This is a genomic window from Sphingomonas sp. SUN039, assembly GCF_024758725.1.
Taxonomy (GTDB): domain Bacteria; phylum Pseudomonadota; class Alphaproteobacteria; order Sphingomonadales; family Sphingomonadaceae; genus Sphingomonas_O.
The window spans coordinates 2,485,449-2,506,290 of sequence record NZ_CP096972.1; the positions used below are offsets into that span (position 1 = coordinate 2,485,449).

A 20,842-nucleotide genomic window follows, 5' to 3' on the forward strand; every position below is an offset into this window, starting at 1 on the left:
TGTAACAATGTTCTCACTTTGTACTTGACAGACATAACCAGATCGGTTATCAGAACCCGGTCCCGGCCTAAACGCCCGCGCAGCGTGGCGGCCGGGATGCGCGGGCGGGGCTTCGGCTCTGTCTGCGACATGCGGCCGGCGCGGAGTCATCCGGTTTCAAACCGATGCATCGTCGCCGGATCGTCACCGGTCCAGCCGTTCGGTCAACCGCAACGCCCGCTGGACGTCCGGCACGGCCAGGCCGCTCCTTTCAGGGGGAGGCTTGCCGGTCGTCGGTCCCGCCGCGTGCGGGACTGCGCCGGTCGTTCGACCCCTGCACCCCTCACGGTGCAGGCAGCGGGGTCAGGATCGACATGCCGACGTCGCCACATTTCATGACGAGGCAGGACCAGCGACGACACGGCACTCTCCCAAGTGCCTAGACGGGGATGCTTGTCCCCAAAACAAGCGTCCCGCCCGGATGCCCGTGGCAGGACGCGCCGGCCGCAATTTCGCGCGGGGTAGCTGCGGAGGGAGGCGTGTGTCTGTCGATGTTGGAGATTTCAGCAAGAAGGGGCTTCGACAAGCTCAGCCAAGTCGGTTGGGGGGACAGGCTCTCAACCCGACTTGGCTGAGCTTGTCGAAGCCCTTCGCTTACTCTTACTCCGTCAGACTAACTTCCGCTCCACACCACCGCCTGCGCGACGCGCATCTCGACGCGCGCAGGGTCGAACGTCATGACGGGCAGGCCGTAGAGCTCATAGCCCTCTGCCAGCGCCTGCGACACACGTTGGCAAAATACCTTGTCGTCGGTCCCCGTCATCAAGCGATAGACGAGCTTCCCATCGGGCGGCGAAGTCCTGCTCATGCGCGTTCTCCCAGATGCCGTTCCCACGCCAGCGCATCGCGAACGATACCGTCGAGGTCGGCGCGTTGCGGCGTCCAGTCGAGCGTCGAAAGGATGCGAGCATTGTCGGCAACCAGCGCATCGGGGTCGCCCGCGCGACGCCCTTCATAACGCCGGTCGAGCTTCATGTTGGTGACGCGGTCGACCGCATCGAGCACCTGGTTCACGCTGAAACCTGTGCCATAGCCCGCGTTCGCCGTCAGATTCTCGGTCGGGTTCGCGATCAGCCAGTCGAGCGCCGCGACATGTGCGTCAGCCAAGTCGCTGACATGGATATAGTCGCGCACCCCGGTGCCATCCTCGGTCGCGTAATCGGTGCCGAATACGCTGACCGACGCGCGCTTGCCGGTCGCCGCCTCCGCCGCGATCTTGATCAGGTGCGTCGCGCCTGCGGTCGATTGCCCGGTGCGGCCCTTGGGGTCCGCACCCGCCACGTTGAAATAGCGTAGCGCGGCGTAGTTGAGCGGGTGGGCGGCGGCGGTGTCGCGCAGCATCGCTTCGGTCATCAGTTTCGACATGCCATAGGGATTGATCGGCACCGTCGGCATATCCTCGCGCACCGGCACCGTGTCGGGAATGCCATAGGTCGCCGCGGTCGAGGAGAAGATGAAGTGCTTGACGCCGCCGGTCACCGCGCTCTCGATCAGGCTGCGGCTGCGGACAGTGTTGTTGAGATAATATTTGAGCGGGTCGCTGACCGATTCGGGCACGACCACCGATCCGGCGAAGTGCACGATAGCCCCGATATCGTGGTCGCGGATCGTTGCTGCCACGGTTGCGGCATCGTCGATGCTGGCCTCGACGAACGGCACCCCTTCCGGCACCGCCCAGCGAAAGCCGGTGACCAGATTGTCGATGACGACCACGCCATAGCCGGCGTCGCGCAGCGCCAGCACGGCATGGCTGCCGATATAGCCGGCCCCGCCGGTGACGAGAACGGTCGGCTTTGCGGTCATTTGTGCGCCACCATTTTCAGCGTCGGGAAGTCCTTGTTGGCGGCGGCAACCGCCATCATGTAGCTGGTCGGACGCTTCATCATGCCCTTGCCGTCGGGCAGCCGGAAGCCGATGGCCGCCGCGGCCTCAGCCGTAAAATGCACGCAGTTGCGCTCGTTCATCCGGTAGATGCTGCCGGGCTTTTCCGAATAGCGTGCGACGACAGCCTTGAGTTTCGCATAGGCCGCATCGGGCACGGTCACGGTGTAGAGTTTGTGGCTCGCCGCCATATAGCCCTTACTGGCGATATCGATGCGGCCGGGCACCGGTCCCCACAGCAGCGCAGGTGTGATCGCCTTCGCCGTGAAGCCATAGGTCTCGCTGACCGGCTTCCCGTCCACCGTCCCGTCGATCGTGAAAAAGGCGTGCGGCAGTTCGAGTCCCAGCTCGCGCGTCCAGAAACCGACCTCGATATCGGCGCGCGCGCTGGCGGGGAACAGGCCGAGCAGCAGCGCCAGCAGCACCGGCAAAAAACGCACCATGGCGAAACGAACTCCCGAGACAAACCGACTTTGCGCGCCTATGGCGACCGCCACGGAACTTGTCGAGCGACGGCGCATTCATCGCAGCGCCTCGATACCGTAACGAACCGCCCCGACAAGGGCGGCCCTCCAGATGTGAAAGTCCTCCCCGCGATGCGCCTCGCCATCGACGTCCTGCTCGATTATTCCTTGCCGCCGACCGACGAACCCACCGATGTCCTGCTGCAGGTCGAGGCCGCCGCCATGGCCGACCAGCGGATCGTCAGCGAGAAACTGACCGCGACCTCACCCGAACGGCTGCGCGCCGTCCCTGGCGAGGACTCGATCGGACAACGTACCTGGGCGGCAGGCGTCGGTCGCTTCTCCGCGCATTATGCCGCCACCGTGGACATCGACCGCGCGGTTCCCGATCTCGCGCCGCTGGGCCTTACGCTCGCGCGCGACCTGCCGGGACTGGTGCTGCCCTATCTGCTGCCCAGCCGCTATGTCGAAAGCCATTTGTTCGAAACCTTCGTCCAGCGCCAGTTCGGCGATCTGGTCGGCGGGGCCAAGGTCGTGGCGATGCGCGACTGGATCATGCGCGAGCTGAGCTATGTCCCCGGCGCGTCCGACGGCTACACCACCGCCAAGGACACCTTTGTCCGGCGCGAAGGGGTGTGCCGCGACTATGCGCATCTGATGGCGGCGTTCGCGCGCGCGGCGTTGATCCCGGCGCGGCTCGTGTCGGCCTATGCACCCGGCGTGACCCCGCCCGATTTCCATGCGGTGGTCGAGGTCTGGCTCGACGGCGGCTGGCATCTGGTCGATGCGACGGGGATGGCGCATCCCGACGAGATCGCGCGCGTCGCCATCGGCCGCGACGCCACCGATATCGCGTTCATGACGGTGTTCGGCACCGCGACTCTGCTCGACCAGCGGGTGTCGGTGACGGCGGAACCCGTGGGCGCACCTGCGGGTTGAAGGAGGCACGAACCGCAACGGAGAGTGACCGTGACCGACGCCCAGACCCGCATGCCGACCGACCGGAATCCCGCCCATCCCGAGGGCCAGACCGCCTTGCAGGACGAGGCGCTGGTCGAGCGGCTCGAAGCCAACCCCGAAGACCCCGATGCCCAGCTCGACGCCGCGCTCGATGCCTCGATGGACGGGTCCGACCCGATCTCCATCGCCCAGCCCGCCCGTGCCGCCGAACCTGCGCCCACCGATGGCCAGCACGGCGAGGAACCCGAAGTCCGCAGCAACGCATAACAGGCTAGGGACTGTCCCCTCTTGGGGACTGTCCCTCTTCACCTTAGCGGGGGACAGTCCCCAAGAGGGGACAGTCCCCTGTTCCTCGTCGCGAGTTCGGCGTACATCGCTTCATCGCATTTGCCTGTTGCACTGCAACAAATGCTGTGATTCACTGCGTCTGCGGCCTGAATCATGCCCGAACAGATGGTTAAGCTCTTGCTAACCATGAAGGCGCATGATCGCAGCCGTCCGCAGCGCGGGGCTGCGGCACTTTGGGTGCGGAGTGCAAGGTGATGGGTACGAGTGCGAAACCGGCCGAGGGCGCGAACACGCTCAACGAGCTGAAAGAGTTTGCGGGTTTCGACAAGGGCACGCAGCGCTACATCCGCCGTTCGCTCGACATCGGGTTCCAGCGTACCGACGCCATCGGCCTGTGGTCCCGCGACCCGATCGAAGCAGCCAGCATCAAGGCGCAGACCAAAGTCTACAGCCGCCTCGACAGCGTCCGCGCGCAAGTCCCCGAAGACAGCGGCCTCGACCGCGTCGAACCATTCATGGCCCCGCTGGTCACGATGTCGGCATTCGACCTGGGGCAGGACCGCCTGTCGGGCTTTGCCGCGTATCGCTTTCTCTACGAACGCCTGATCGGTGCAGCGGCGCGGCCGTGGCTGCCCGGCGCGTTCTGCGCAGCGGCAGCGCTCCCGCATCTCCACCCCGAGAAGCGGCGTACCCTGCTCCAGTCGATCAGCGAAGCCGCCGCGACAGCGCCCGGCTGGTCGAACCGCGAACCGGTGTTCTACCCGGAGTGGGTCGACAAGGTGGAGATGAGCGGGGCGGCGAATTAGCTCCGCCCGACCACACTCTCCGGCAAATCCTTCCCGAATACCCGCTGGTAATATTCCGCCACCAGCGCCCGTTCCGCCTCGTCGCACTTGTTGAGGAAGCTCAAGCGGAACGCGAAGCCGACGTCGTTGAAGATCAGCGCGTTCTGCGCCCAGGTGATCACGGTGCGCGGGCTCATCACGGTCGAGATGTCGCCGTTGATGAAGCCCTGCCGCGTCAGTTCGGCGACCTTGACCATGTTGTCGACCTCGGCCTTGCCGCCCTCGTGGTCGTACTCGCCGCTCTTCGCGAGGACGATCTGCGCCTCCACGGCGGCGGGGAGGTAGTTGAGCGTGACGACGATGTTCCAGCGGTCCATCTGGCCCTGGTTGATCTGCTGCGTCCCGTGATACAGCCCGCTGGTATCGCCCAGCCCAACGGTGTTGGCGGTCGCGAACAGGCGGAAATACGGGTTGGGGCGGATGACGCGGTTCTGGTCGAGCAGGGTCAGCTTGCCCTCGGTTTCCAGCACGCGCTGGATCACGAACATCACATCGGGGCGGCCGGCATCATATTCGTCGAAGACCAACGCGGTAGGGGTCTGCAGCGCCCAGGGGAGCAGCCCCTCGCGGAACTCGGTGACCTGTTGCCCGTCGCGCAGCACGATGGCGTCGCGGCCGATCAGGTCGATCCGGCTGATATGCGCGTCGAGGTTGATGCGGATGCACGGCCATTTCAGGCGCGCCGCGACCTGTTCGATATGCGTCGATTTGCCGGTGCCGTGATAGCCCTGCACCATCACGCGGCGGTTGAACGCGAAGCCTGCGAGGATCGCGAGCGTGGTGTCGCCGTCGAAGACATAGCTCGGGTCGAGGTCCGGCACGCGCTCGTCGGCCTCGCTGAACGCGGGGACCATCATGTCGGTGTCGATGCCGAAGATGTCGCGCACCGAAACCTTCAGGTCGGGCGCGTCCATCACCGTGTCGGTGCGGCTGTCGGGCTGGGCGTTGGGCAGATCGGTCATCGGTGCTTCCTGGAGGAACGGCAAAGTCCGTGCGGATGTGAAACGCAAAGGTCAAGGAAAACGGCCAAAGGTCACAAAAGTCACACCTGAAAGTTTGACTACATACCGGTCGGTCGGTATGTTCAGCTGATGTCGAGTCGATCTGCCCTTGCCAAGCCCCCTGGTGCACGAGCCAAATTGCTCGAAGCGGCGACGACGATTGTCCGGCAAAAGGGCTATGCGGCGACCAGTATCGACGATCTGTGCAGAGCGGCGGGCGTCACCAAGGGCGCGTTCTTTCACCATTTTCCGTCGAAGGAAGCGCTGGCGGTCGCGGGCGCACAGGCCTGGACCGACCATGCCGAGGCGCGGATATTTACCGACGCGCCATGGATGCGTTTCGACGACCCCCTAGCACGCCTCCTCGCCCACATCGATTTCCGCCTGGCGATGCTCGACGGGCCGGTCGAGGAATTCACCTGCTTCGTCGGCACGATGGTGCAGGAAGCATTTGCGACCAACGACAATATCCGGGCCGCGTGCGACGCCAGCATTGCCGCCTACGCCGAGCGACTGGCCGAGGACGTTCAAGCTGCCATCGACCGCTACGGCATCGCGGGCAACACAACCGCGCTCGATCTCGCCTATCATATCCAGGCGGTGCTGCAGGGGGCGTTCATTCTGGCCAAGGCCAAGAACGATCCGGCGATTGCGCGGGCATCGGTCACGCATCTGAAGCGTTACGTCGAGATGCTGTTCGGGAAATGCAGTTCGGGAGAGGAATAACCCCATGAGCAAGATGATTTTCATCAACCTGCCGGTCGCCGACCTGGCCCGTGCGCGCGGCTTCTACGAAGCGCTCGGCTTCACCCATAATCCGGCATTCAGCGACGATGCGGGGGCATGCATGGTGTGGAGCGAGGCGATTTACGTCATGATCCTGACGCACGCCAAATGGAGCGGTTTTACCAAACGACCGATCTGCGACGCCGGCGCAAGCGAAGTGTCGCTGGCGCTGGCCGTTGACGACCGCGCCGCGGTCGATGCGCTTGTCGAAGCAGGGGCAAAGGCGGGCGGCACCGCCGACGTCAACCCGCCCGAGGACCACGGGTTCATGTACCAGCGCACCATCCTCGACCCCGACGGCCATGTCTGGGAACCGTTCTGGATGGATACGGCGGCTGCGGGAGGTGCGGCGGCATAATCGTCAACGAAGGAGAGGAAAAATGGCAAGGAATCCCGACCAGGACCCGATCGGCGGCCTTACCCCGCACCTGACCATCGCCAGCGGCGGGACCGCTGCCGAAGCCATCGACTGGTATAAAAAGGCGTTCGGCGCGACCGAGCTGATGCGGATGCCCGCCGACGACGGCAAGCGGCTGATGCACGCGCATCTGGTCGTCAACGGATCTTCGCTGATGCTCAACGACGACTTCCCCGAATATCGCGGGGGTGCCGATGTCGGTTCGGGGCCGCCGCTGGGGGTGACGCTTCACTTGCAAGTCGATGACGTCGATGCATGGTTCGACCGCGCCGTCGCTGCCGGGGCGACCCCCGCGATGAAGCCCGAAAACATGTTCTGGGGTGACCGTTACGGCCAGGTCGCCGACCCGTTCGGCTATCGCTGGGCGCTGGGCGCGCCAATCGAGGGAGCAGGCCAATGACCTATATCGACGGGTTCGTGATCCCGGTTCCCGCTGCGGGCAAGGACAAGTTCATCCACCACGCGAAAACGATCGACGCCATCTTCAAGGAACTCGGCGCGCTGCGCGTCGTCGAATGCTGGGGCGACGATGTGCCGCACGGCAAACAGACCGATTTCCACCGGGCGGTGGCGGCAAAGGAGAGCGAGACGATCGCGTTCAGCTGGATCGAATGGCCCGACAAGCCGACGCGCGATGCGGCAATGGCGAAGACCACCGAGATGATGGAAGCGAAAAGCGACCCGCGCATGGATCCGGCGAAGAACCCGATGCCTTTCGACGGCGCGCGGATGATCTACGGCGGCTTCACCCCCGTCGTCGAACTCTGAAAGGGAGAGAACCGATGTATATCGACGGATTCATGGCGAGCGTGAAAGACGGCGAACGCGACGCTTTCACCGCCTATGCCAACCGCGTGGACACATTGTTTCTCGATTACGGGGCGACGCGCGTGGTCGACAGCTGGGGCGACGATGTGCCGCGCGGCAAACAGACCGACTTCTATCGTGCGGTCGCAGCCGAGGAAGGCGAGACGGTGGTGTTCGGCTGGATCGAATGGCCCGACAAAGCGACGCGCGACACCGGCTGGGAAGCGGCGATGAAAGACGAGCGCATGGGCGGCGGCCAGCCACCCTTCGACGGCAAGCGCATGATCTTCGGCGCGTTCGAGGCGGTGTCGGTGCACGCAAAATAGGGAGAAGACCCATGACCAATCATCACGGCGATTTCATCTGGTACGAACTGATGACGACCGAGGGCGCAGCTTCGGCGGCATTTTACGGCCCGCTGCTCGGCTGGAGCTTCAGCGGCAACGACGAATACCGCGAAATACAGGGCAGCGAAGGCGGCGTCGGCGGGATGTTGCAACTGACCCCCGAAATGACGGCGGGCGGCGCGCGTCCGGCTTGGGTCGGCTATGTACTCGTTGACGACGTCGACAAGATGGTCGAATCAATCGAACATGGCGGCGGACGGACTTACATGCCCGCGCGCGACATGCCGGGTATCGGGCGCTTCGCCATGGTCGCCGACCCGCAGGGCGCGGCCTTTTATGTCATGAAGCCGATACCGCCCGCCAACGATCCGGACAAGGTGAGCAACGCCTTTTCATACGACCGCCCCCGCATTGGCCATTGCGCGTGGAACGAGCTGCACACCAGCGACCCCGCTGCCGCGCTGCACTTCTACGGCCAGCGCTTCGGCTGGGTGAAGGACGGCGAGATGGATATGGGGCCGATGGGCAAATACGCGTTCCTGCGGCACGCCGGTCGCGCGCCCGACGGGTCGCCGCCGGGACAGGGAATGCTGGGCGCGGTGATGCCGAAGGTACCCGAAGTGCCGGTTTCGGCGTGGAACCATTATTTCCGCGTTGCCGATATCGATGCCGCCGTCGCGCACATCGAAGCGAGCGGCGGCAAGGTGATCCACGGCCCGGTCGAAATTCCCGGAGGGGATTATTCGCTGAACGGGATCGATCCGCAGAGCGCGTTTTTCGCGCTGGTCGGCAGCAGGAAGGGTTGATGGCCATTCCTCGCCGAGCGTCAGCGAGGTGCTCCACCGAGCGCAAGCGAGGTTTGCAATGCGACGTTTCTCGCTGGCGCTCGAAGGAGCACCTCGCTCGCGCTCGGCGACAAGAAGGAGGTGAGCAACGATGACGGCCAAGAATATCGTCTGCCTGTGGTACGAACATGCCGCAGAAGAAGCCGCGAATTTTTACGCGGCGACGTTTCCCGACACCCATGTCACCGGCGTCCACCGCGCGCCCGGCGACTATCCCGACGGCAAGAAGGGCGATGCGCTCGTCGTCGAATTCAGCGTGATGGGGGTGCCCTGCATCGGCCTGAACGGCGGGCCCCGCTTCAAGCACAGCGAGGCGTTCAGCTTTCAGGTGGCGACCGACGACCAGGCCGAGACCGACCGTTACTGGGATGCGCTGACCAGCGATGGCGGCGAGGAAAGCCAGTGCGGCTGGTGCCGCGACAAATGGGGCATCTCTTGGCAGATCACGCCCCGCGCCCTGACCCAGGCGATGTCGGCGGGGGGAGAAGTTGCCGGGCGCGCGTTCGCCGCGATGATGCCGATGAAGAAGATCGACGTCGCGGCGATCGAGGCAGCGGTGCGGGGCGATTAGACTGTGTTGCGACGAACCGGTGCCGTGCTGGCGGGCTTTTTGGCCTTCGAGGCCGTCGTACTGCTGTGCCTGTTCGCAGCGCGTACGGGCTGGCCCGCCTATGCCGAGGCCGAACCTACCCGTGCCTATGATCTGTTAATGCTGCTTGTGCGGCTGACAGCCGGATCGCTGGCGGCGGTCGCAGGCGGGGCGGTGGCGGCTCGGGCGGACAGGGGCAGCAGGTCCGCAGCGTTGGCCTTCGGCACAGTCCTGCTCGTGCTTTCCGTCGTCTGGCATATCAGGATCTGGGACCAGTATCCCGTCTGGTATCATCTGGGTTGGTGGGCCTGTATCGTCCCGTTTGCGGTGCTCGGCGGGCACCGTGTAGGGCAACAGATGAAGATTGCGGAAGGCGGCCTGTGATCGTCCGGCCCGCACAACCAGCCGACGCCGCACGCTGGCAATCGCTGCGCGCTATCCTCTGGCATGACGACGATCCCGACGACCACCGCGCCGAAATCGCGACCTATTTCACCGCGTCGAACCCTGAGCAGGCTGCGTTCATGGCCGTCAGTGATGGCGGCGACATTATCGGCTTTGCCGAGGCGGCGTTGCGGCACGATTATGTCGAGGCGTGCGACACGTCACCTGTCGCCTATCTGGAGGGGATTTGTGTCGATCCCGCCGGACGGCTGAAGGGCGTCGGGCGCATGCTGGTCGAGGCCGTCGCCGATTGGGGCCGGGCGCAGGGCTGCACCGAATTTGCCTCGGATGCGCTGATCGAAGACGTCGAAAGCCATGCGTTCCACGCCGCCGTCGGCCTTGCCGAAACCGAGCGCGTGGTGTTTTTCAAAAGGGATTTGCAATGACCCTCGAACTCTTCGGACACCCCTTTTCGTCCTATACATGGAAGGCGCTGATCCCGCTGTATGAAACCGGCACGCCCTTTGAATTCCGGGTGCTCGATGCGGAATTTCCAGAGAACGGTGCGGCGCTGGCGGCGCACTGGCCGGTGGGCAAGTTCCCCGTGCTGGTGGACGGCGGGAATGTCATCGTCGAATCGAGCATCATCGTCGAACATGTCGCGCCGCATTTCGTGCCCGACGACCGCGATGCCGCGCGCGAGGTGCGGATGCTCGACCGGATTTTCGACAATCATGTCATGAACATGATGCAGCAGGTCGTGCTCGCCGCCATCGTCCATGGCCGCGACTCCGATGAGGTAGCGAAGGCGCGCGCCACGTGCGCGACGGCGCTCGACAAAATCTATGGCTGGCTCGACGCACGGCTGGCCGGGCGGACCTGGGCGGCAGGCGACGACTTCGGTCTCGCCGATTGTGCGGGCGCGCCCTCGCTGTTCTACGCCGACTGGGTGCACCCCATTGCCCCAGAATTCGCCACACTGCGCGCCTATCGCGCCCGCTTGCTCGCGCGGCCGTCGATGGCGCGCTGTGTCGACGGCGCGCGCCCCTATCGCCATTATTTCCCGCTCGGCGCACCCGACCGCGATTAAGGAGACCAAGGATGAGTAACGAACTGAGTGTCACCCGCTTCATCGCGGCACCGCCGGCCGAAGTGTGGTCGGTCATGACCGACCGCATCGAGGAATGGTGGTGCCCGACACCCTGGCGCGCCGAGTTCTCGACGCTCGAACGGCGCGCGGGCGGCACCTCGACCTGCACGATGTACGGTCCCGACGGCGAAGTGCACCCGCACCCCGGCACGGTGCTGGCATGGGACGAGGGGCGGCGCTTTGCCTTTACCGACGCGATCGTCGGCGACCTCGAACCGGCCGGACCGTTCATGATCGGCATATGGTCGGTCGCCCCCGAAGGCGAGGGCACACGCTACGCGGCGGTCGCGCGCCACTGGACCGAGGAGGCGTCGAAGAACCACGCCGATATGGGCTTCGACCAGGGCTGGGGTGCCTGCGCCGACCAGTTGAAGGCGCTCTGCGAAGCATGACGAGCTATGTCGCGCTGCTCCGCGCGGTGAACGTCGGGGGCACGGGCAAGCTGGCGATGGCCGACCTGCGGGCCATGGGCGAAGCACTGGGCTTTGCGCGGGTGCGGACATTCATCGCCAGCGGCAATCTGTTGTTCGACAGCGACTTGCCGGAGGGCGAGGTCAAGGCGCAACTCGAGGCGCGGCTCGCCGTCTATGCGGGCAAGCGGGTGCCGGTGCTGGTCCGCAACGCTGCCGAACTGGCGGCCATCGTCGCCGCCGATCCCTTCCCCGACGCGCATGGCAGCCGGCACATGGTGTTTTTCTACGACGCGCCGCCGCCGCCCGACGTGATCGCTGAGTGCCGCGATATACAGGGCGAACGGCTTGCGCTGGGGACGCGCGAGCTATTCGTGGATTACGGCGAAGGTATCCGTTTCACCAAGCTCAAGATCGCGGGAAAGCAAGACCGCACCGGGCGGAACATGAACTCGGTGAAGAAGATGGCGACGTTGCTCAACGCCTGAACCGGGGCATGCACCCGAAGCTTGACATTTAATTCCTATTCGTGTAATAGGAATTCCAGATGAGCGATCCGGACGTCATGCCCGTTTCGTATCCCGGCCACCCGGTCCGGATCGCGCTCTCCCGTTACATCATCGGCCCCGAAGACGCGGCGCTGTCGTTCACGCAGCGGCTTGCGCGCGAGAACGGCTGGACGGCGGTGCGGGCTGCGCGGGTGATCGAGGAATACCGGCGCTTCTGCTTCCTTGCCGTCGTGGCTGCGCATCCGGTCACCCCGTCGGACGCAGTCGACCAAGCCTGGCATCTGCATCTGACCTACAGCCGCGACTATTGGGAGCGGTTCTGCCCCGACGTGCTCGGCCGTCCGCTCCACCATGGCCCGACGGCAGGCGGCGGGGCGGAGCAGGCACGTTATTTCGACCAATATGCCGACACGCTCAAAAGCTACGAAAGCGTGTTCGGCGAAAGCCCGCCGCCCGATCTGTGGCCCTCGGCGGACCGGCGGCTGAACGACGATCCGCGCGCGCGGCGGATCCATCCGCGCGACGGGATCGTCATCCGTAAATCCATCCTGATTGCCCTGCTCGCGCTGGCGGCGCTGGCGGGCGGTGTGTGCGTGTTTCTCTGGCAAGGAGCATAGTCATGGGGCTCGGCCCTTTCGATCTGACCGGCGGACCGTTCCTGATCCTCTACCTCGTGCTGCTGGTGGCAGCGGTGGTGGCGGGCTTCGTCATTCCCGTCCGCCTGCGTCCGCCGGGGCGCGCGCAGGACATTGCCGACCCCGACATGCTGGCGGTGCTGGCGGGCGGCAAGGGGCGCTTCGTCGAGGCGCTGGTCGCGCGGCTGCTGGCGCGCGGGGCGCTGGTCATCCTCGGGCGCAGTGGCTTTGCCGCAAAGGCAGGCGCAAGCGGCAACACCGCCGCCGAACAGCGGGTGCTCGCGCTGTCCGCACCGATCAAATGGACGACCATCCAGACGCAAATCGCCGATTACGCCGAACCCGTCGCGCGCAAGCTGGCGGGCAGCGGGCTGTACATGACCGATGAGGAGGCCGCGCGGACCCGCTGGTGGCAGACATTGCCTTATGTGCTGCTGATCGGGTTCGGCACGGTCAAGCTGATGGTCGGCGAGGCGCGTGGCAAACCGGTCGGGTTCTTGATCGGCCTGCTGGTGGTCACGGCGGTGTTCGCCGCGATCCGCTGGTTCAGGATCGACCGCCGGACGCAAGCCGCGCACGGCGCGCTGGCCGATGCCGCCAGCCGTAACGAAAGGCTGAAGCGCGCACCGACATCGAGCGAGATCGGCACGGCAGTCGCGCTGTTCGGCACCGGCGTGCTGGCGGGATCGGCATGGAGCGACCTCCACAGGATGCGCTCGGCAGGCAGCGGCGACGGCGGCAGTTCGTCGTCGGGCGATGGCGGCAGCAGCGGTTGCGGCGTTGGGGGAAGCGGTTGCGGCGGCGGGGGATGCGGCGGCTGCGGGAGTTAGGGCGGGATGACATAACCCCGCCCTTTTCTTCGCACGCCAGCGGACCGGCAACGCTTCGGCAAGGATTGCCGATTAGCTTGCAGCAATGAGCTTCTGGAAGCTTCTCTTCGCCGTCATCCTCCTGCCGATTTGCGCGGTCCAAGCCGCGACGCCGGGCGGCGAACTCGGCACGCGCAAGGCAATCCTCGACGCCACGGGACAAGCTGCGACCGCGCGCGATTTTGCCCGGCTGAGCGCACTCGAAACCGACTATGCGACGCATCGGGTCCGCACGCCCAGCGGCACGTGGAAGCTTGCGCTGTTTCATGCCCAGCTCCGCTACGCGGCAAAGGGCAAGCAGATTGAGGGATCGTGCGACAATGACGCGGCGCGCTTCCTTGCCGACTGGCGCGCGGCGACGCCCGATGCACCGGGACCGTCGATCGTCGGGGCGGCCGTCCTTGTCGATCGCGCCTGGTGCCTGCGTGGATCGGGGACGGCGGCGCAGGTCGATCCCGCCGCATGGCCGAAAGTGGCCGCCGCCGTCGCCGAAGCGCATGCCCTGCTCGCCGCGAACAAGCGCGTCGCCTCCGCCGATCCCGAATATTATGCCGTCATGGCGGAGATTTACCTGTTGCAGGGCCGCGACAAGGCGGCGTTTCGGCGAATGCTCGACGAGGCGACGGCGCGCGAACCGGCCTATTGGCCGCTCTATTTCAACGCCTTTCAATATTATCAGCCGCAATGGTTCGGCAGCTATGCCGAAGTCGATGCGCTCGCCCGTTTCGCCGCCGAACGGTCGAGCGCGGTCGAGGGCACCGGCGGCTATGCGCGCTTCTATTGGCACCTCGACCAGTGCAACTGCCTGCGCCGGTCGGAGATCGACTGGCCGACGATGAAGACCGCCATGGCCGATGTGGCTGTGCGTTATCCCGACGACTGGAACTTCGCGAATTTTGCGAAGATTGCCTGCCGCATGGGCGACGGGAGCGAGGCCGGTGTCTATCTTGGCAAGCTCGGGAGCGACGGCGATGCCGCATGGACCGAACCTGTCGAACACGCAGTGTGCCGCCAGCTCGCGGCGAGGTCCGCAGCGCACTGAGCCCTTCAAGCAAATGCCGCTGCGCCCTTCAGCCGCTGATAGGCGGCTATGACCTCGGTCAGCGACTTCTCATGACTGCGGTCGCCGCCATTGCGGTCGGGGTGGTAACGGCGGACGAGGTCGGAATAGCGGGTACGGAGCGCACGGCGGTCCGCGTCGATGTCGAGGCCCAAAGTTTTCAGGTCGCGGCGCTGTTCGCCTGACAGCGCGCGGCCGTCCTTGCGCTCCACAGGCGCGCCACGGCGGAAGCGGCCCGAAATCGCGTCGAGCGGGTCGGTGAAGTCGGCCCAACTCGGTGGGCGGTCGGCCCCGCCGGTGGAGAAGGCGCGTGTTTCGCGCTCCCAGCCCGCCATCGGACGCTGCTGTTCCTCGATCTCGTCGGGGGTCATGCCCGTGAAATAGTTATACTTCGCATTGAACTCGCGGACATGGTCGAGGCACAGCCAGCGCCACGACCCCGGCCCGTCGAAGTTTCCGGGCGACATCGGCGCGCGGAATTCGCCGGGCTCGCTGCATCCTGGCTCGCTGCACGGCGCATCGCGCTCGATGCGGCCGTGGAAACGGGTTCGGGAGCGGAATGCGTCGGTCACGCGACTTGCCAGTCATAACGGATGGCATGACCGACAGGGGCGTTCGCCCACCCCGTATGAAGCTCCCGAACCTGCGCCATGATCGCCAATATTGTCGCGTCGTCCAGCGGGGGCAATGCCACGAACGAACTCTCGCACGCCACCCGCGCGATGTCGCGCAGCGTGGCCGGGTCAGCTCCATTGTCCCACAACGCGGCTTCGAAACATTCGACCAGCCGCTCGGCTTGCAGCAGTTCGACGATCTGCGGCGCTGGCGGATGGGCGCGGCTCGCACTGGCGTGTCCAGCTTGCTTCGCCAGATTTTGAATTTCCCCGGGATCGACGCCATCGGCAACCAAGCCCCAGAATCCCCGGCGAAGACCGAGTGCGCGTTCGACGATGAAATGGACGGCATCGTGCGGCACGCTGCCCTTTTTCGGGAAGCGCGTTTCGACGGGCGGGCAGTCCGGGCGGTCGATCAGGATGCGGTCGTGGTCGCGCTGCTTGGTAATCGTCACGATCATCGCTTGAACATGGCAAGCGATGCGCCGAATGTTAAGCCATGATGACCACCGGACCTGTCGCGCAGGAAATCGAGAACCGGCTGCGCGCCGCGCTCGCCCCCAACCGTCTGATCGTGTCGAACGACAGCGCCAAGCACAGCGGGCATAGCGGCGACGACGGGTCGGGCGAATCGCATTTCAGCGTGACGGTGGAAAGCGCGGCCTTCACCGGCGTCGGGCGGCTGGAGCGTCAGCGCATGGTCAACCGCGCGCTCGGCGACCTGCCGGGGCAACGGGTGCACGCGCTGGCTATCAAGGCGATAGCACCGGGTGAATGACTGTCCGCGTTGCCCGCCCTGCCGCGCGGCTGCTCATCGTCGATGCCGAGCGCCGCGTGCTGATGTTCCACTTCACGCCCCCGAACGGCGCGGACTTCTGGGCGACGCCGGGCGGCGCGTGCGACCCGGGCGAGACCTACGCGCAAGCCGCGCGGCGCGAATTGATCGAGGAAACGGGGATCGACGCCGACCCCGGCCCCGAAGTCGCCCAAAAGACAGCCGAATTCACGACCATCGAGGGACAGGATGTCAGCGCGGACGAGCGCTATTTCCTCGTCCGTGTTGCCGACCGCACGATTTCGGCAGACGGCTATACCGAACTCGAACGCCGCGTGATGACTGGACACCACTGGTGGACGCTCGACGAATTGCGCGAAACGCGGCAGACCGTGTTTCCCGAAGATCTGGCCGACCTTGTCGAGGCGAGCCTGAACGCAGCCGAGGATGCCAAAACGCGATGACTGCACTGACCACCACCCGTTTTGCCCTGCCCACCGGCGTCGAGCTCGACGTCACCCATGGCGGCCCCGAGGATGCGCCTGCGATCTTCTTCCTCCACGGCTTTCCCGAATCGTCGCGGACGTGGCGGCATCAGCTGGCCGATCTGTCGCGCAACTACCGCGTGTTCGCGCCCGACCAGCGCGGCTTTGCGCGGTCTTCGAAACCGGCGGGGGTCGAGAGCTATACGCACGACAAGCCCGTTGCCGACCTGATCGCGCTGGCCGATGCGGTGGGCGTGGACAAGTTCACGATGGTCGGCCACGACTGGGGCGGCGCGATTGCCTGGGCGGTGGCGCTCGGCCATCCCGACCGGGTCGCGCGGCTCGCCATCGTCAACGCGCCGCACCCCTTCGTCTTTCAAAAGGCGATGTTCGACGACATCGGCCAGCGTGAGGCGTCGCAATATATCCGCGCCTTCCGCGTCCCCGGCATGGAGGACCATATCGGCGGCGACCTCGACAATTTCTTTCGCAAGACCTTCGGCGAGCATTTCTCGCTGAACGTGACCGCCGATGACAAAGCCGCCTATCTCGACGAATGGGGCCAGCCCGGCGCAGTCACCGCAATGCTCAACTGGTATCGCGCGGCGACGATTATCGTCCCCGCCATGGACGAGACGCCGCAGCGCCCCGCCTTCCTCGACGCGCCCTTCCCGGTGCTCAAGATGCCGGTGCTGGTCGTCTGGGGGATGCAGGACAAGGCACTCACCCCGTCGCAACTCGTCGGCCTCGACGAACTGTGCGCCGACCTGCGCCTTGTGAAAGTGGCCGACGCGGGCCATTTCATTACCTGGGAAAAGCCAGAGGCGGTGACCTCGGCATTGCGCGAGTTTCTCGATGGCTGACCATGACCTCCCCAATTATGCCGCACGCCTGACCGCGTTTCGCACGCAACTGGCGGCGGACGGACTCGACGGTTTCGTCGTGCCGCTGACCGACGAGCATATGAGCGAATATGTCGGCGATTATGCCAAGCGGCTCGAATGGCTGACCGGCTTTCGCGGGTCGGCGGGGGCGGCGGCGGTCCTGCCCGACCGCGCTGCGGTGTTCGTCGACGGACGCTACACGTTGCAGGTGCAGCAGCAGGTCGACGGCAGCCTGTTCGACTATGTCGGCGTGCCGCAATCGAGCATCGCGGCGTGGCTGGGCGAGCATGCCAAGGCTGGCGCGCGGATCGGCTACGATCCCTGGCTGCATAACAAGGGCTGGGTGGAGAGCGTCGGCAAGGTCGTCACGCTGGTGCCCGTTGCCCGCAATCCGCTCGATGCGGTGTGGGCCGACCGTCCGGCGATGTCGCCCGCCAAGCTGAAGGTCCAGTCGAACGAGCTCGCCGGACGCAGCGCCGCCGACAAACGCGCCGAAATCGCCGACTGGCTGACCGGCCATGGCCTCGACGCAACAGTGATGACCGCGCTCGATTCGGTCGCCTGGACGTTCAACCTGCGCGGCGACGATGTGACGCACACGCCGGTCGGGCTGGCGTTCGCGATCCTCCACGCCGATGCGACCGCCGACCTGTTCGTCGAGCCGCACAAGATCGACGAAACGGTGCGCGCGGCGCTCGGCAATGGCGTGCGGGTGCATGACCGCGCGGCGTTCGCGGCGATGCTGGCGAGCCTACAAGGCAAGCGCATCGCGAGCGACCCCGAACGCGCGGTCGTCGCGGTGTTCGACGCGTTGGCGAAGGGCGGCGCGACCATCGTCGAAGCGCGCGATCCGGCGGTGCTGGCCAAGGCGATCAAGAACCGCGTCGAACAGGCGGGGCAGCGGTCGGCTCAGGCGCGCGACGGCGCGGCGCTCAGCCGCTATCTCCACTGGCTGTCGGTCGAGGCCCCGAAGGGCGGGCTGACCGAGATTTCGGCGTCCGACCAGCTTCGCAAATTCCGCGAAGCGACCGGCAAGCTGCTCGATTTGAGCTTCGACACCATTTCGGGCGCGGGGCCGCATGGCGCGATCATGCATTACAAGGCGAGCGCCGAGACCGACCGGCGGATCGATCCGTCGTCGGTCTATCTGTGCGACAGTGGCGGGCAGTACGCCGACGGCACCACCGATGTGACGCGGACGATCTGGGTCGGCCCGGGCGATCCGCCTGCCGAAGTGAAGGACCGCTTCACCCGCGTACTGCAAGGGCATATCGCGATTGCGCGCGCGGTCTTTCCGGCGGGGACGACCGGCGGGCAACTCGACGGATTTGCGCGCCAGTTCCTGTGGGCGGCAGGGTGCGACTACGCGCACGGGACCGGCCACGGTGTCGGCGCGTTCCTCGCGGTGCACGAGGGGCCGCAGCGCATCGCCAAGCCCGGCGGCGGACAGCCGGGCACGGCCGAACCGCTGGTCGCGGGCATGTTCCTGTCGAACGAGCCGGGCTATTACAAGCCCGACCATTACGGCATCCGCATCGAGAATCTGGTGCTGGTCGAGGAGCGGCAGATCGCGGGCGGCGACATGCCGATGCTGGGGTTCGAAACGCTGACCTTTGCCCCAATCGACAAGACGATGATCGAACCTGCGCTGCTCAGCGACGCCGAACGCGCGTGGCTCGACGGCTATCATGCGGATGTGCTGCGGATCGTCGGGCCGCAGGTCGAGGGCGAAGCAAAGGCGTGGCTGGAAAGCGTTTGCGCGCCGCTTTGAACGGTCAGCCTTGGAGCATCCGCGCTTTCGGCAGTCCCAGCGCGCCTGCGACTCCCGCGCCGATCAGCGCGAAGCCTGCGCCCCAGAGGGCACCGCCGATGATATCGGTCGGCCAATGGACGCCGAGCATCGGGCGGGTGACGGCGATAGCAAGCGCAATGCCGAGCGCGGGCCAGCGCAGCCACCCCTCGCGCATCAACAGCGCGGCGGCGAGCAGCACGACCATGGCGCCGCCCGCATGGCCGCTGGGGAAGCTGAGGTCGCCCGCCTGGTCGAACCACGGCGTCAGGCGCGGACGCGCGCGGCCGTAGAACAGCTTGGCCTGCGTATGTCCCATGATCGAGACGCTGACGGTGATCAGGTAAACCACCGCCGAGCGCCAGCAGTGCCGCGCGATCAGCACGATGCAGACGAGGATCACGAACACACTGCGCGGATCGACATCGCCCAGTTCGGTGACGAACTGCGTCGCCGCGACCAGCCAGCGCGGCGACGCCCCGGTCAGCGCCAGCGCGTACATGACCGGCGTGTCGAACCACGCCAGCCACCCCGCCACGATCGCAAAACCGAGCGCGACGGCAGCCGCGACCAGCGCAGCCCCGGTCGCGATGCGGCGGTTCAACGACCCTTCACCACCACGCCGCCCTTCACTACCACCGCGACCTTTTCGAGCACGCGCACGTCCTTCAGCGGGTCGCCATCGACCGCGATCATGTCGGCATAGCGACCGACCGCAATCGCCCCCACGTCCTTTTCGCGGCGCAGTGCCTGCGCGGCGTTGCGGGTTGCGGCCTGGATCGCCTGCAACGGGGTCAGCCCGTATTCGACCATGTAACGGAACTGCCCGCCGACCTGCCCGTGCGGCATCACCCCCGCGTCGCTGCCGAACACCATCCGGACGCCCGCGCGCGCGGCCTTGCGGAAATTATCGCGCTGGAGCTGCGCGATCTCGCGGTCCTTGCGGAGGTTGTCGGGCAGCACGCCGTTCTTCGCGCCCTCGGCCTGGGTGTAATCGGTGTTGAAAATGTCCATCGAAAACCACACCGGGCGGACGCGCGCGACCGCGAGCTTGATGCCTTCGTCATCGACCAGGCTGGCATGTTCGATGGTGTCGATGCCGGCGCGGATCGCGGCCTTGATGCCGTCGGCCCCGTGCGCGTGGGCGGCAACTTGCAGACCCCATTGGTGCGCCTCGTCGGCGATGGCGCGGAGTTCCACTTCGCTCAGCTGCTGCTGGCCAGGTTCGGTGTTGCGGCTGAACACGCCGCCGGTCGCGCAGACCTTGATGACTTCGGCCCCGAATTTGCGCTGGCGGCGAACCTGATAGCGGAACTCCTCGACCCCGTCGGCGACCCCTTCTTCCTTCTTGGGTTTTTCAAGGGAGGGTGGCAGGAACGTGCTGTCGCAGTGCCCGCCGGTCGCGCCGAGCGCATAACCGGCAGGGACGATGCGCGGGCCGACCGCATAGCCATTGTCGATGGCCTGTTTCAGCCCGATGTCGTTGCGGTTGCCCGACCCGACATTGCGGACGGTGGTGAACCCGGCATCGAGCATCGCGCGGGCATTGCCGACGGCGGTCATGCCGAAGAAGCTGTCAGTGAATTCCAGCCCGCGATAGCCGCCGATATCGGCGGGCGAATCGAGGTGGACGTGCATGTCGATGAGGCCGGGCAGGATTGTCCGGTCGCCCAGATCGACGATCTTCGCCTCGCCGGAGAGGCGCACGGTGCGTGAATCCGCAATCCCCGCAACGCGCCCGTCGGTGACGGTGACCAGCGGATAGTCGATGACGCGGCCGGTCTCGACGTCGATCATGTGCGCGGCGCGAAAGTGGACGGTCTCGGCGAGCGCAGGGGCGGCGAGGGTCAGAACGGCAGCGGTGAGCAACAGGCGCATGGAAATCCCCTTTATGGTTGCGGACAGCTTAGCGGGGTCGGGAGCGAGGGGAACTCCCTAATTCCTCCCCACGAAGCGCAGGGGAGGTGGCGCGAGCGCAGCGAGCGACGATGTTTCCGTCGGGACGCCG

Annotated in this window: 30 protein-coding genes; 22 read left to right on the forward strand and 8 right to left on the reverse strand. The window is 65.9% G+C overall.

Annotated features, from left to right (window positions below; translation table 11 throughout):
* Positions 1–652 precede the first annotated feature (652 nt).
* Genes M0209_RS12050 through M0209_RS12060 form a run of 3 tightly spaced genes read right to left on the reverse strand, consistent with a single transcriptional unit; the run spans position 653 to position 2,363 of the window.
* Positions 653–847 carry a DUF1737 domain-containing protein gene (locus M0209_RS12050; RefSeq protein ID WP_258888509.1) on the reverse strand — a complete coding sequence of 65 codons (195 nt, stop codon included), beginning with the start codon at positions 845–847 and terminating at the stop codon, positions 653–655.
* On the reverse strand, positions 844–1,842 hold the full coding sequence (gene galE, locus M0209_RS12055) for a UDP-glucose 4-epimerase GalE (protein WP_258888510.1): 999 nt from the start codon (positions 1,840–1,842) through the stop codon (positions 844–846). Before galE ends, M0209_RS12050 begins: the two co-directional genes overlap by 4 nt.
* A complete protein-coding gene (locus M0209_RS12060; protein WP_258888511.1) occupies positions 1,839–2,363 on the reverse strand; it encodes a hypothetical protein in 525 nt (174 codons plus the stop codon). Before M0209_RS12060 ends, galE begins: the two co-directional genes overlap by 4 nt.
* A gap of 153 nt (positions 2,364–2,516) precedes the next feature.
* Between M0209_RS12060 and M0209_RS12065 the strand changes: the two genes are divergently transcribed.
* From M0209_RS12065 to M0209_RS12075, 3 genes are all read left to right on the forward strand, one after another.
* Positions 2,517–3,323, forward strand: a complete 807-nt coding sequence (locus M0209_RS12065; protein WP_258889635.1) for a transglutaminase family protein — start codon at positions 2,517–2,519, stop codon at positions 3,321–3,323.
* 30 nt (positions 3,324–3,353) lie between these two features.
* A complete protein-coding gene (locus M0209_RS12070) occupies positions 3,354–3,611 on the forward strand; it encodes a hypothetical protein (protein WP_258888512.1) in 258 nt (85 codons plus the stop codon).
* A 275-nt stretch (positions 3,612–3,886) separates the two neighbouring features.
* Complete coding sequence (locus M0209_RS12075) at positions 3,887–4,438, forward strand: hypothetical protein (protein ID WP_258888513.1); 552 nt, start codon at positions 3,887–3,889, stop codon at positions 4,436–4,438.
* Here the strand turns inward: M0209_RS12075 and cobS are convergent.
* Positions 4,435–5,439, reverse strand: a complete 1,005-nt coding sequence (gene cobS, locus M0209_RS12080) for a cobaltochelatase subunit CobS (RefSeq protein WP_258888514.1) — start codon at positions 5,437–5,439, stop codon at positions 4,435–4,437. The two genes, M0209_RS12075 and cobS, sit on opposite strands and share 4 nt — an antisense overlap.
* A 129-nt stretch (positions 5,440–5,568) precedes the next feature.
* Between cobS and M0209_RS12085 the strand changes: the two genes are divergently transcribed.
* From M0209_RS12085 to M0209_RS12155, 15 genes are all read left to right on the forward strand, one after another.
* Positions 5,569–6,204 (forward strand): TetR/AcrR family transcriptional regulator, encoded by a 636-nt coding sequence (locus M0209_RS12085; protein ID WP_258888515.1) that lies wholly within the window; start codon positions 5,569–5,571, stop codon positions 6,202–6,204.
* A 4-nt stretch (positions 6,205–6,208) separates the two neighbouring features.
* The gene (locus M0209_RS12090; RefSeq protein ID WP_258888516.1) at positions 6,209–6,622 is read left to right on the forward strand and encodes a VOC family protein; all 414 of its coding nucleotides are present in this window, start codon (positions 6,209–6,211) and stop codon (positions 6,620–6,622) included.
* Between the two features lie 22 nt (positions 6,623–6,644).
* The gene (locus M0209_RS12095) at positions 6,645–7,082 is read left to right on the forward strand and encodes a VOC family protein (protein WP_258888517.1); all 438 of its coding nucleotides are present in this window, start codon (positions 6,645–6,647) and stop codon (positions 7,080–7,082) included.
* Positions 7,079–7,450 (forward strand): DUF1428 domain-containing protein, encoded by a 372-nt coding sequence (locus M0209_RS12100; RefSeq protein WP_258888518.1) that lies wholly within the window; start codon positions 7,079–7,081, stop codon positions 7,448–7,450. Before M0209_RS12095 ends, M0209_RS12100 begins: the two co-directional genes overlap by 4 nt.
* A gap of 14 nt (positions 7,451–7,464) precedes the next feature.
* Positions 7,465–7,815, forward strand: a complete 351-nt coding sequence (locus M0209_RS12105; RefSeq protein ID WP_258888519.1) for a DUF1428 domain-containing protein — start codon at positions 7,465–7,467, stop codon at positions 7,813–7,815.
* A gap of 11 nt (positions 7,816–7,826) precedes the next feature.
* On the forward strand, positions 7,827–8,642 hold the full coding sequence (locus tag M0209_RS12110; protein ID WP_258888520.1) for a VOC family protein: 816 nt from the start codon (positions 7,827–7,829) through the stop codon (positions 8,640–8,642).
* A gap of 130 nt (positions 8,643–8,772) precedes the next feature.
* The gene (locus M0209_RS12115) at positions 8,773–9,252 is read left to right on the forward strand and encodes a VOC family protein (RefSeq protein WP_258888521.1); all 480 of its coding nucleotides are present in this window, start codon (positions 8,773–8,775) and stop codon (positions 9,250–9,252) included.
* A gap of 3 nt (positions 9,253–9,255) precedes the next feature.
* A complete protein-coding gene (locus tag M0209_RS12120) occupies positions 9,256–9,654 on the forward strand; it encodes a hypothetical protein (protein WP_258888522.1) in 399 nt (132 codons plus the stop codon).
* Entirely contained in the window at positions 9,651–10,100 is a 450-nt protein-coding gene (gene aac(6') / locus M0209_RS12125; RefSeq protein WP_258888523.1) for an aminoglycoside 6'-N-acetyltransferase, read from the forward strand. Before M0209_RS12120 ends, aac(6') begins: the two co-directional genes overlap by 4 nt.
* Entirely contained in the window at positions 10,097–10,744 is a 648-nt protein-coding gene (locus tag M0209_RS12130; protein ID WP_258888524.1) for a glutathione S-transferase family protein, read from the forward strand. The genes aac(6') and M0209_RS12130 overlap by 4 nt, the downstream gene beginning before the upstream one ends.
* A gap of 11 nt (positions 10,745–10,755) precedes the next feature.
* Positions 10,756–11,196: an SRPBCC domain-containing protein gene (locus tag M0209_RS12135; protein ID WP_258888525.1), complete on the forward strand. Its 441-nt coding sequence runs from the start codon at positions 10,756–10,758 to the stop codon at positions 11,194–11,196.
* Positions 11,193–11,702 carry a DUF1697 domain-containing protein gene (locus M0209_RS12140; protein WP_258888526.1) on the forward strand — a complete coding sequence of 170 codons (510 nt, stop codon included), beginning with the start codon at positions 11,193–11,195 and terminating at the stop codon, positions 11,700–11,702. The genes M0209_RS12135 and M0209_RS12140 overlap by 4 nt, the downstream gene beginning before the upstream one ends.
* A gap of 59 nt (positions 11,703–11,761) precedes the next feature.
* Positions 11,762–12,340 (forward strand): hypothetical protein, encoded by a 579-nt coding sequence (locus M0209_RS12145; protein WP_258888527.1) that lies wholly within the window; start codon positions 11,762–11,764, stop codon positions 12,338–12,340.
* Positions 12,341–12,342: 2 nt separating this feature from the next.
* Positions 12,343–13,188: a TIGR04222 domain-containing membrane protein gene (locus M0209_RS12150; protein ID WP_258888528.1), complete on the forward strand. Its 846-nt coding sequence runs from the start codon at positions 12,343–12,345 to the stop codon at positions 13,186–13,188.
* 85 nt (positions 13,189–13,273) lie between these two features.
* Positions 13,274–14,269 (forward strand): hypothetical protein, encoded by a 996-nt coding sequence (locus M0209_RS12155; RefSeq protein ID WP_258888529.1) that lies wholly within the window; start codon positions 13,274–13,276, stop codon positions 14,267–14,269.
* 5 nt (positions 14,270–14,274) lie between these two features.
* Here M0209_RS12155 and M0209_RS12160 read toward each other — a convergent pair whose 3' ends face one another.
* Both M0209_RS12160 and M0209_RS12165 read right to left on the reverse strand, forming a co-directional pair.
* A complete protein-coding gene (locus M0209_RS12160) occupies positions 14,275–14,859 on the reverse strand; it encodes a J domain-containing protein (protein ID WP_258888530.1) in 585 nt (194 codons plus the stop codon).
* On the reverse strand, positions 14,856–15,362 hold the full coding sequence (locus tag M0209_RS12165) for a hypothetical protein (protein WP_258888531.1): 507 nt from the start codon (positions 15,360–15,362) through the stop codon (positions 14,856–14,858). Before M0209_RS12165 ends, M0209_RS12160 begins: the two co-directional genes overlap by 4 nt.
* A gap of 38 nt (positions 15,363–15,400) precedes the next feature.
* On the opposite strand from M0209_RS12165, the gene M0209_RS12170 reads away from it, so the two are divergent.
* From M0209_RS12170 to M0209_RS12185, 4 genes are read left to right on the forward strand one after another with little or no spacing between them, the layout of a single operon-like run.
* The gene (locus M0209_RS12170) at positions 15,401–15,679 is read left to right on the forward strand and encodes a BolA family protein (protein ID WP_408988201.1); all 279 of its coding nucleotides are present in this window, start codon (positions 15,401–15,403) and stop codon (positions 15,677–15,679) included.
* Complete coding sequence (locus M0209_RS12175) at positions 15,676–16,140, forward strand: NUDIX hydrolase (RefSeq protein WP_258888532.1); 465 nt, start codon at positions 15,676–15,678, stop codon at positions 16,138–16,140. Before M0209_RS12170 ends, M0209_RS12175 begins: the two co-directional genes overlap by 4 nt.
* Entirely contained in the window at positions 16,137–17,024 is an 888-nt protein-coding gene (locus M0209_RS12180; RefSeq protein ID WP_258888533.1) for an alpha/beta fold hydrolase, read from the forward strand. Before M0209_RS12175 ends, M0209_RS12180 begins: the two co-directional genes overlap by 4 nt.
* Positions 17,017–18,816: an aminopeptidase P family protein gene (locus tag M0209_RS12185; RefSeq protein WP_258888534.1), complete on the forward strand. Its 1,800-nt coding sequence runs from the start codon at positions 17,017–17,019 to the stop codon at positions 18,814–18,816. Before M0209_RS12180 ends, M0209_RS12185 begins: the two co-directional genes overlap by 8 nt.
* 4 nt (positions 18,817–18,820) lie before the next feature.
* On the opposite strand, the gene M0209_RS12190 is transcribed toward M0209_RS12185, so the two are convergent.
* Together M0209_RS12190 and M0209_RS12195 are read right to left on the reverse strand one after the other, a co-directional pair.
* The gene (locus M0209_RS12190) at positions 18,821–19,438 is read right to left on the reverse strand and encodes a phosphatase PAP2 family protein (protein WP_258888535.1); all 618 of its coding nucleotides are present in this window, start codon (positions 19,436–19,438) and stop codon (positions 18,821–18,823) included.
* Positions 19,435–20,712 (reverse strand): amidohydrolase family protein, encoded by a 1,278-nt coding sequence (locus M0209_RS12195; RefSeq protein ID WP_258888536.1) that lies wholly within the window; start codon positions 20,710–20,712, stop codon positions 19,435–19,437. Before M0209_RS12195 ends, M0209_RS12190 begins: the two co-directional genes overlap by 4 nt.
* Positions 20,713–20,842: the final 130 nt, after the last annotated feature.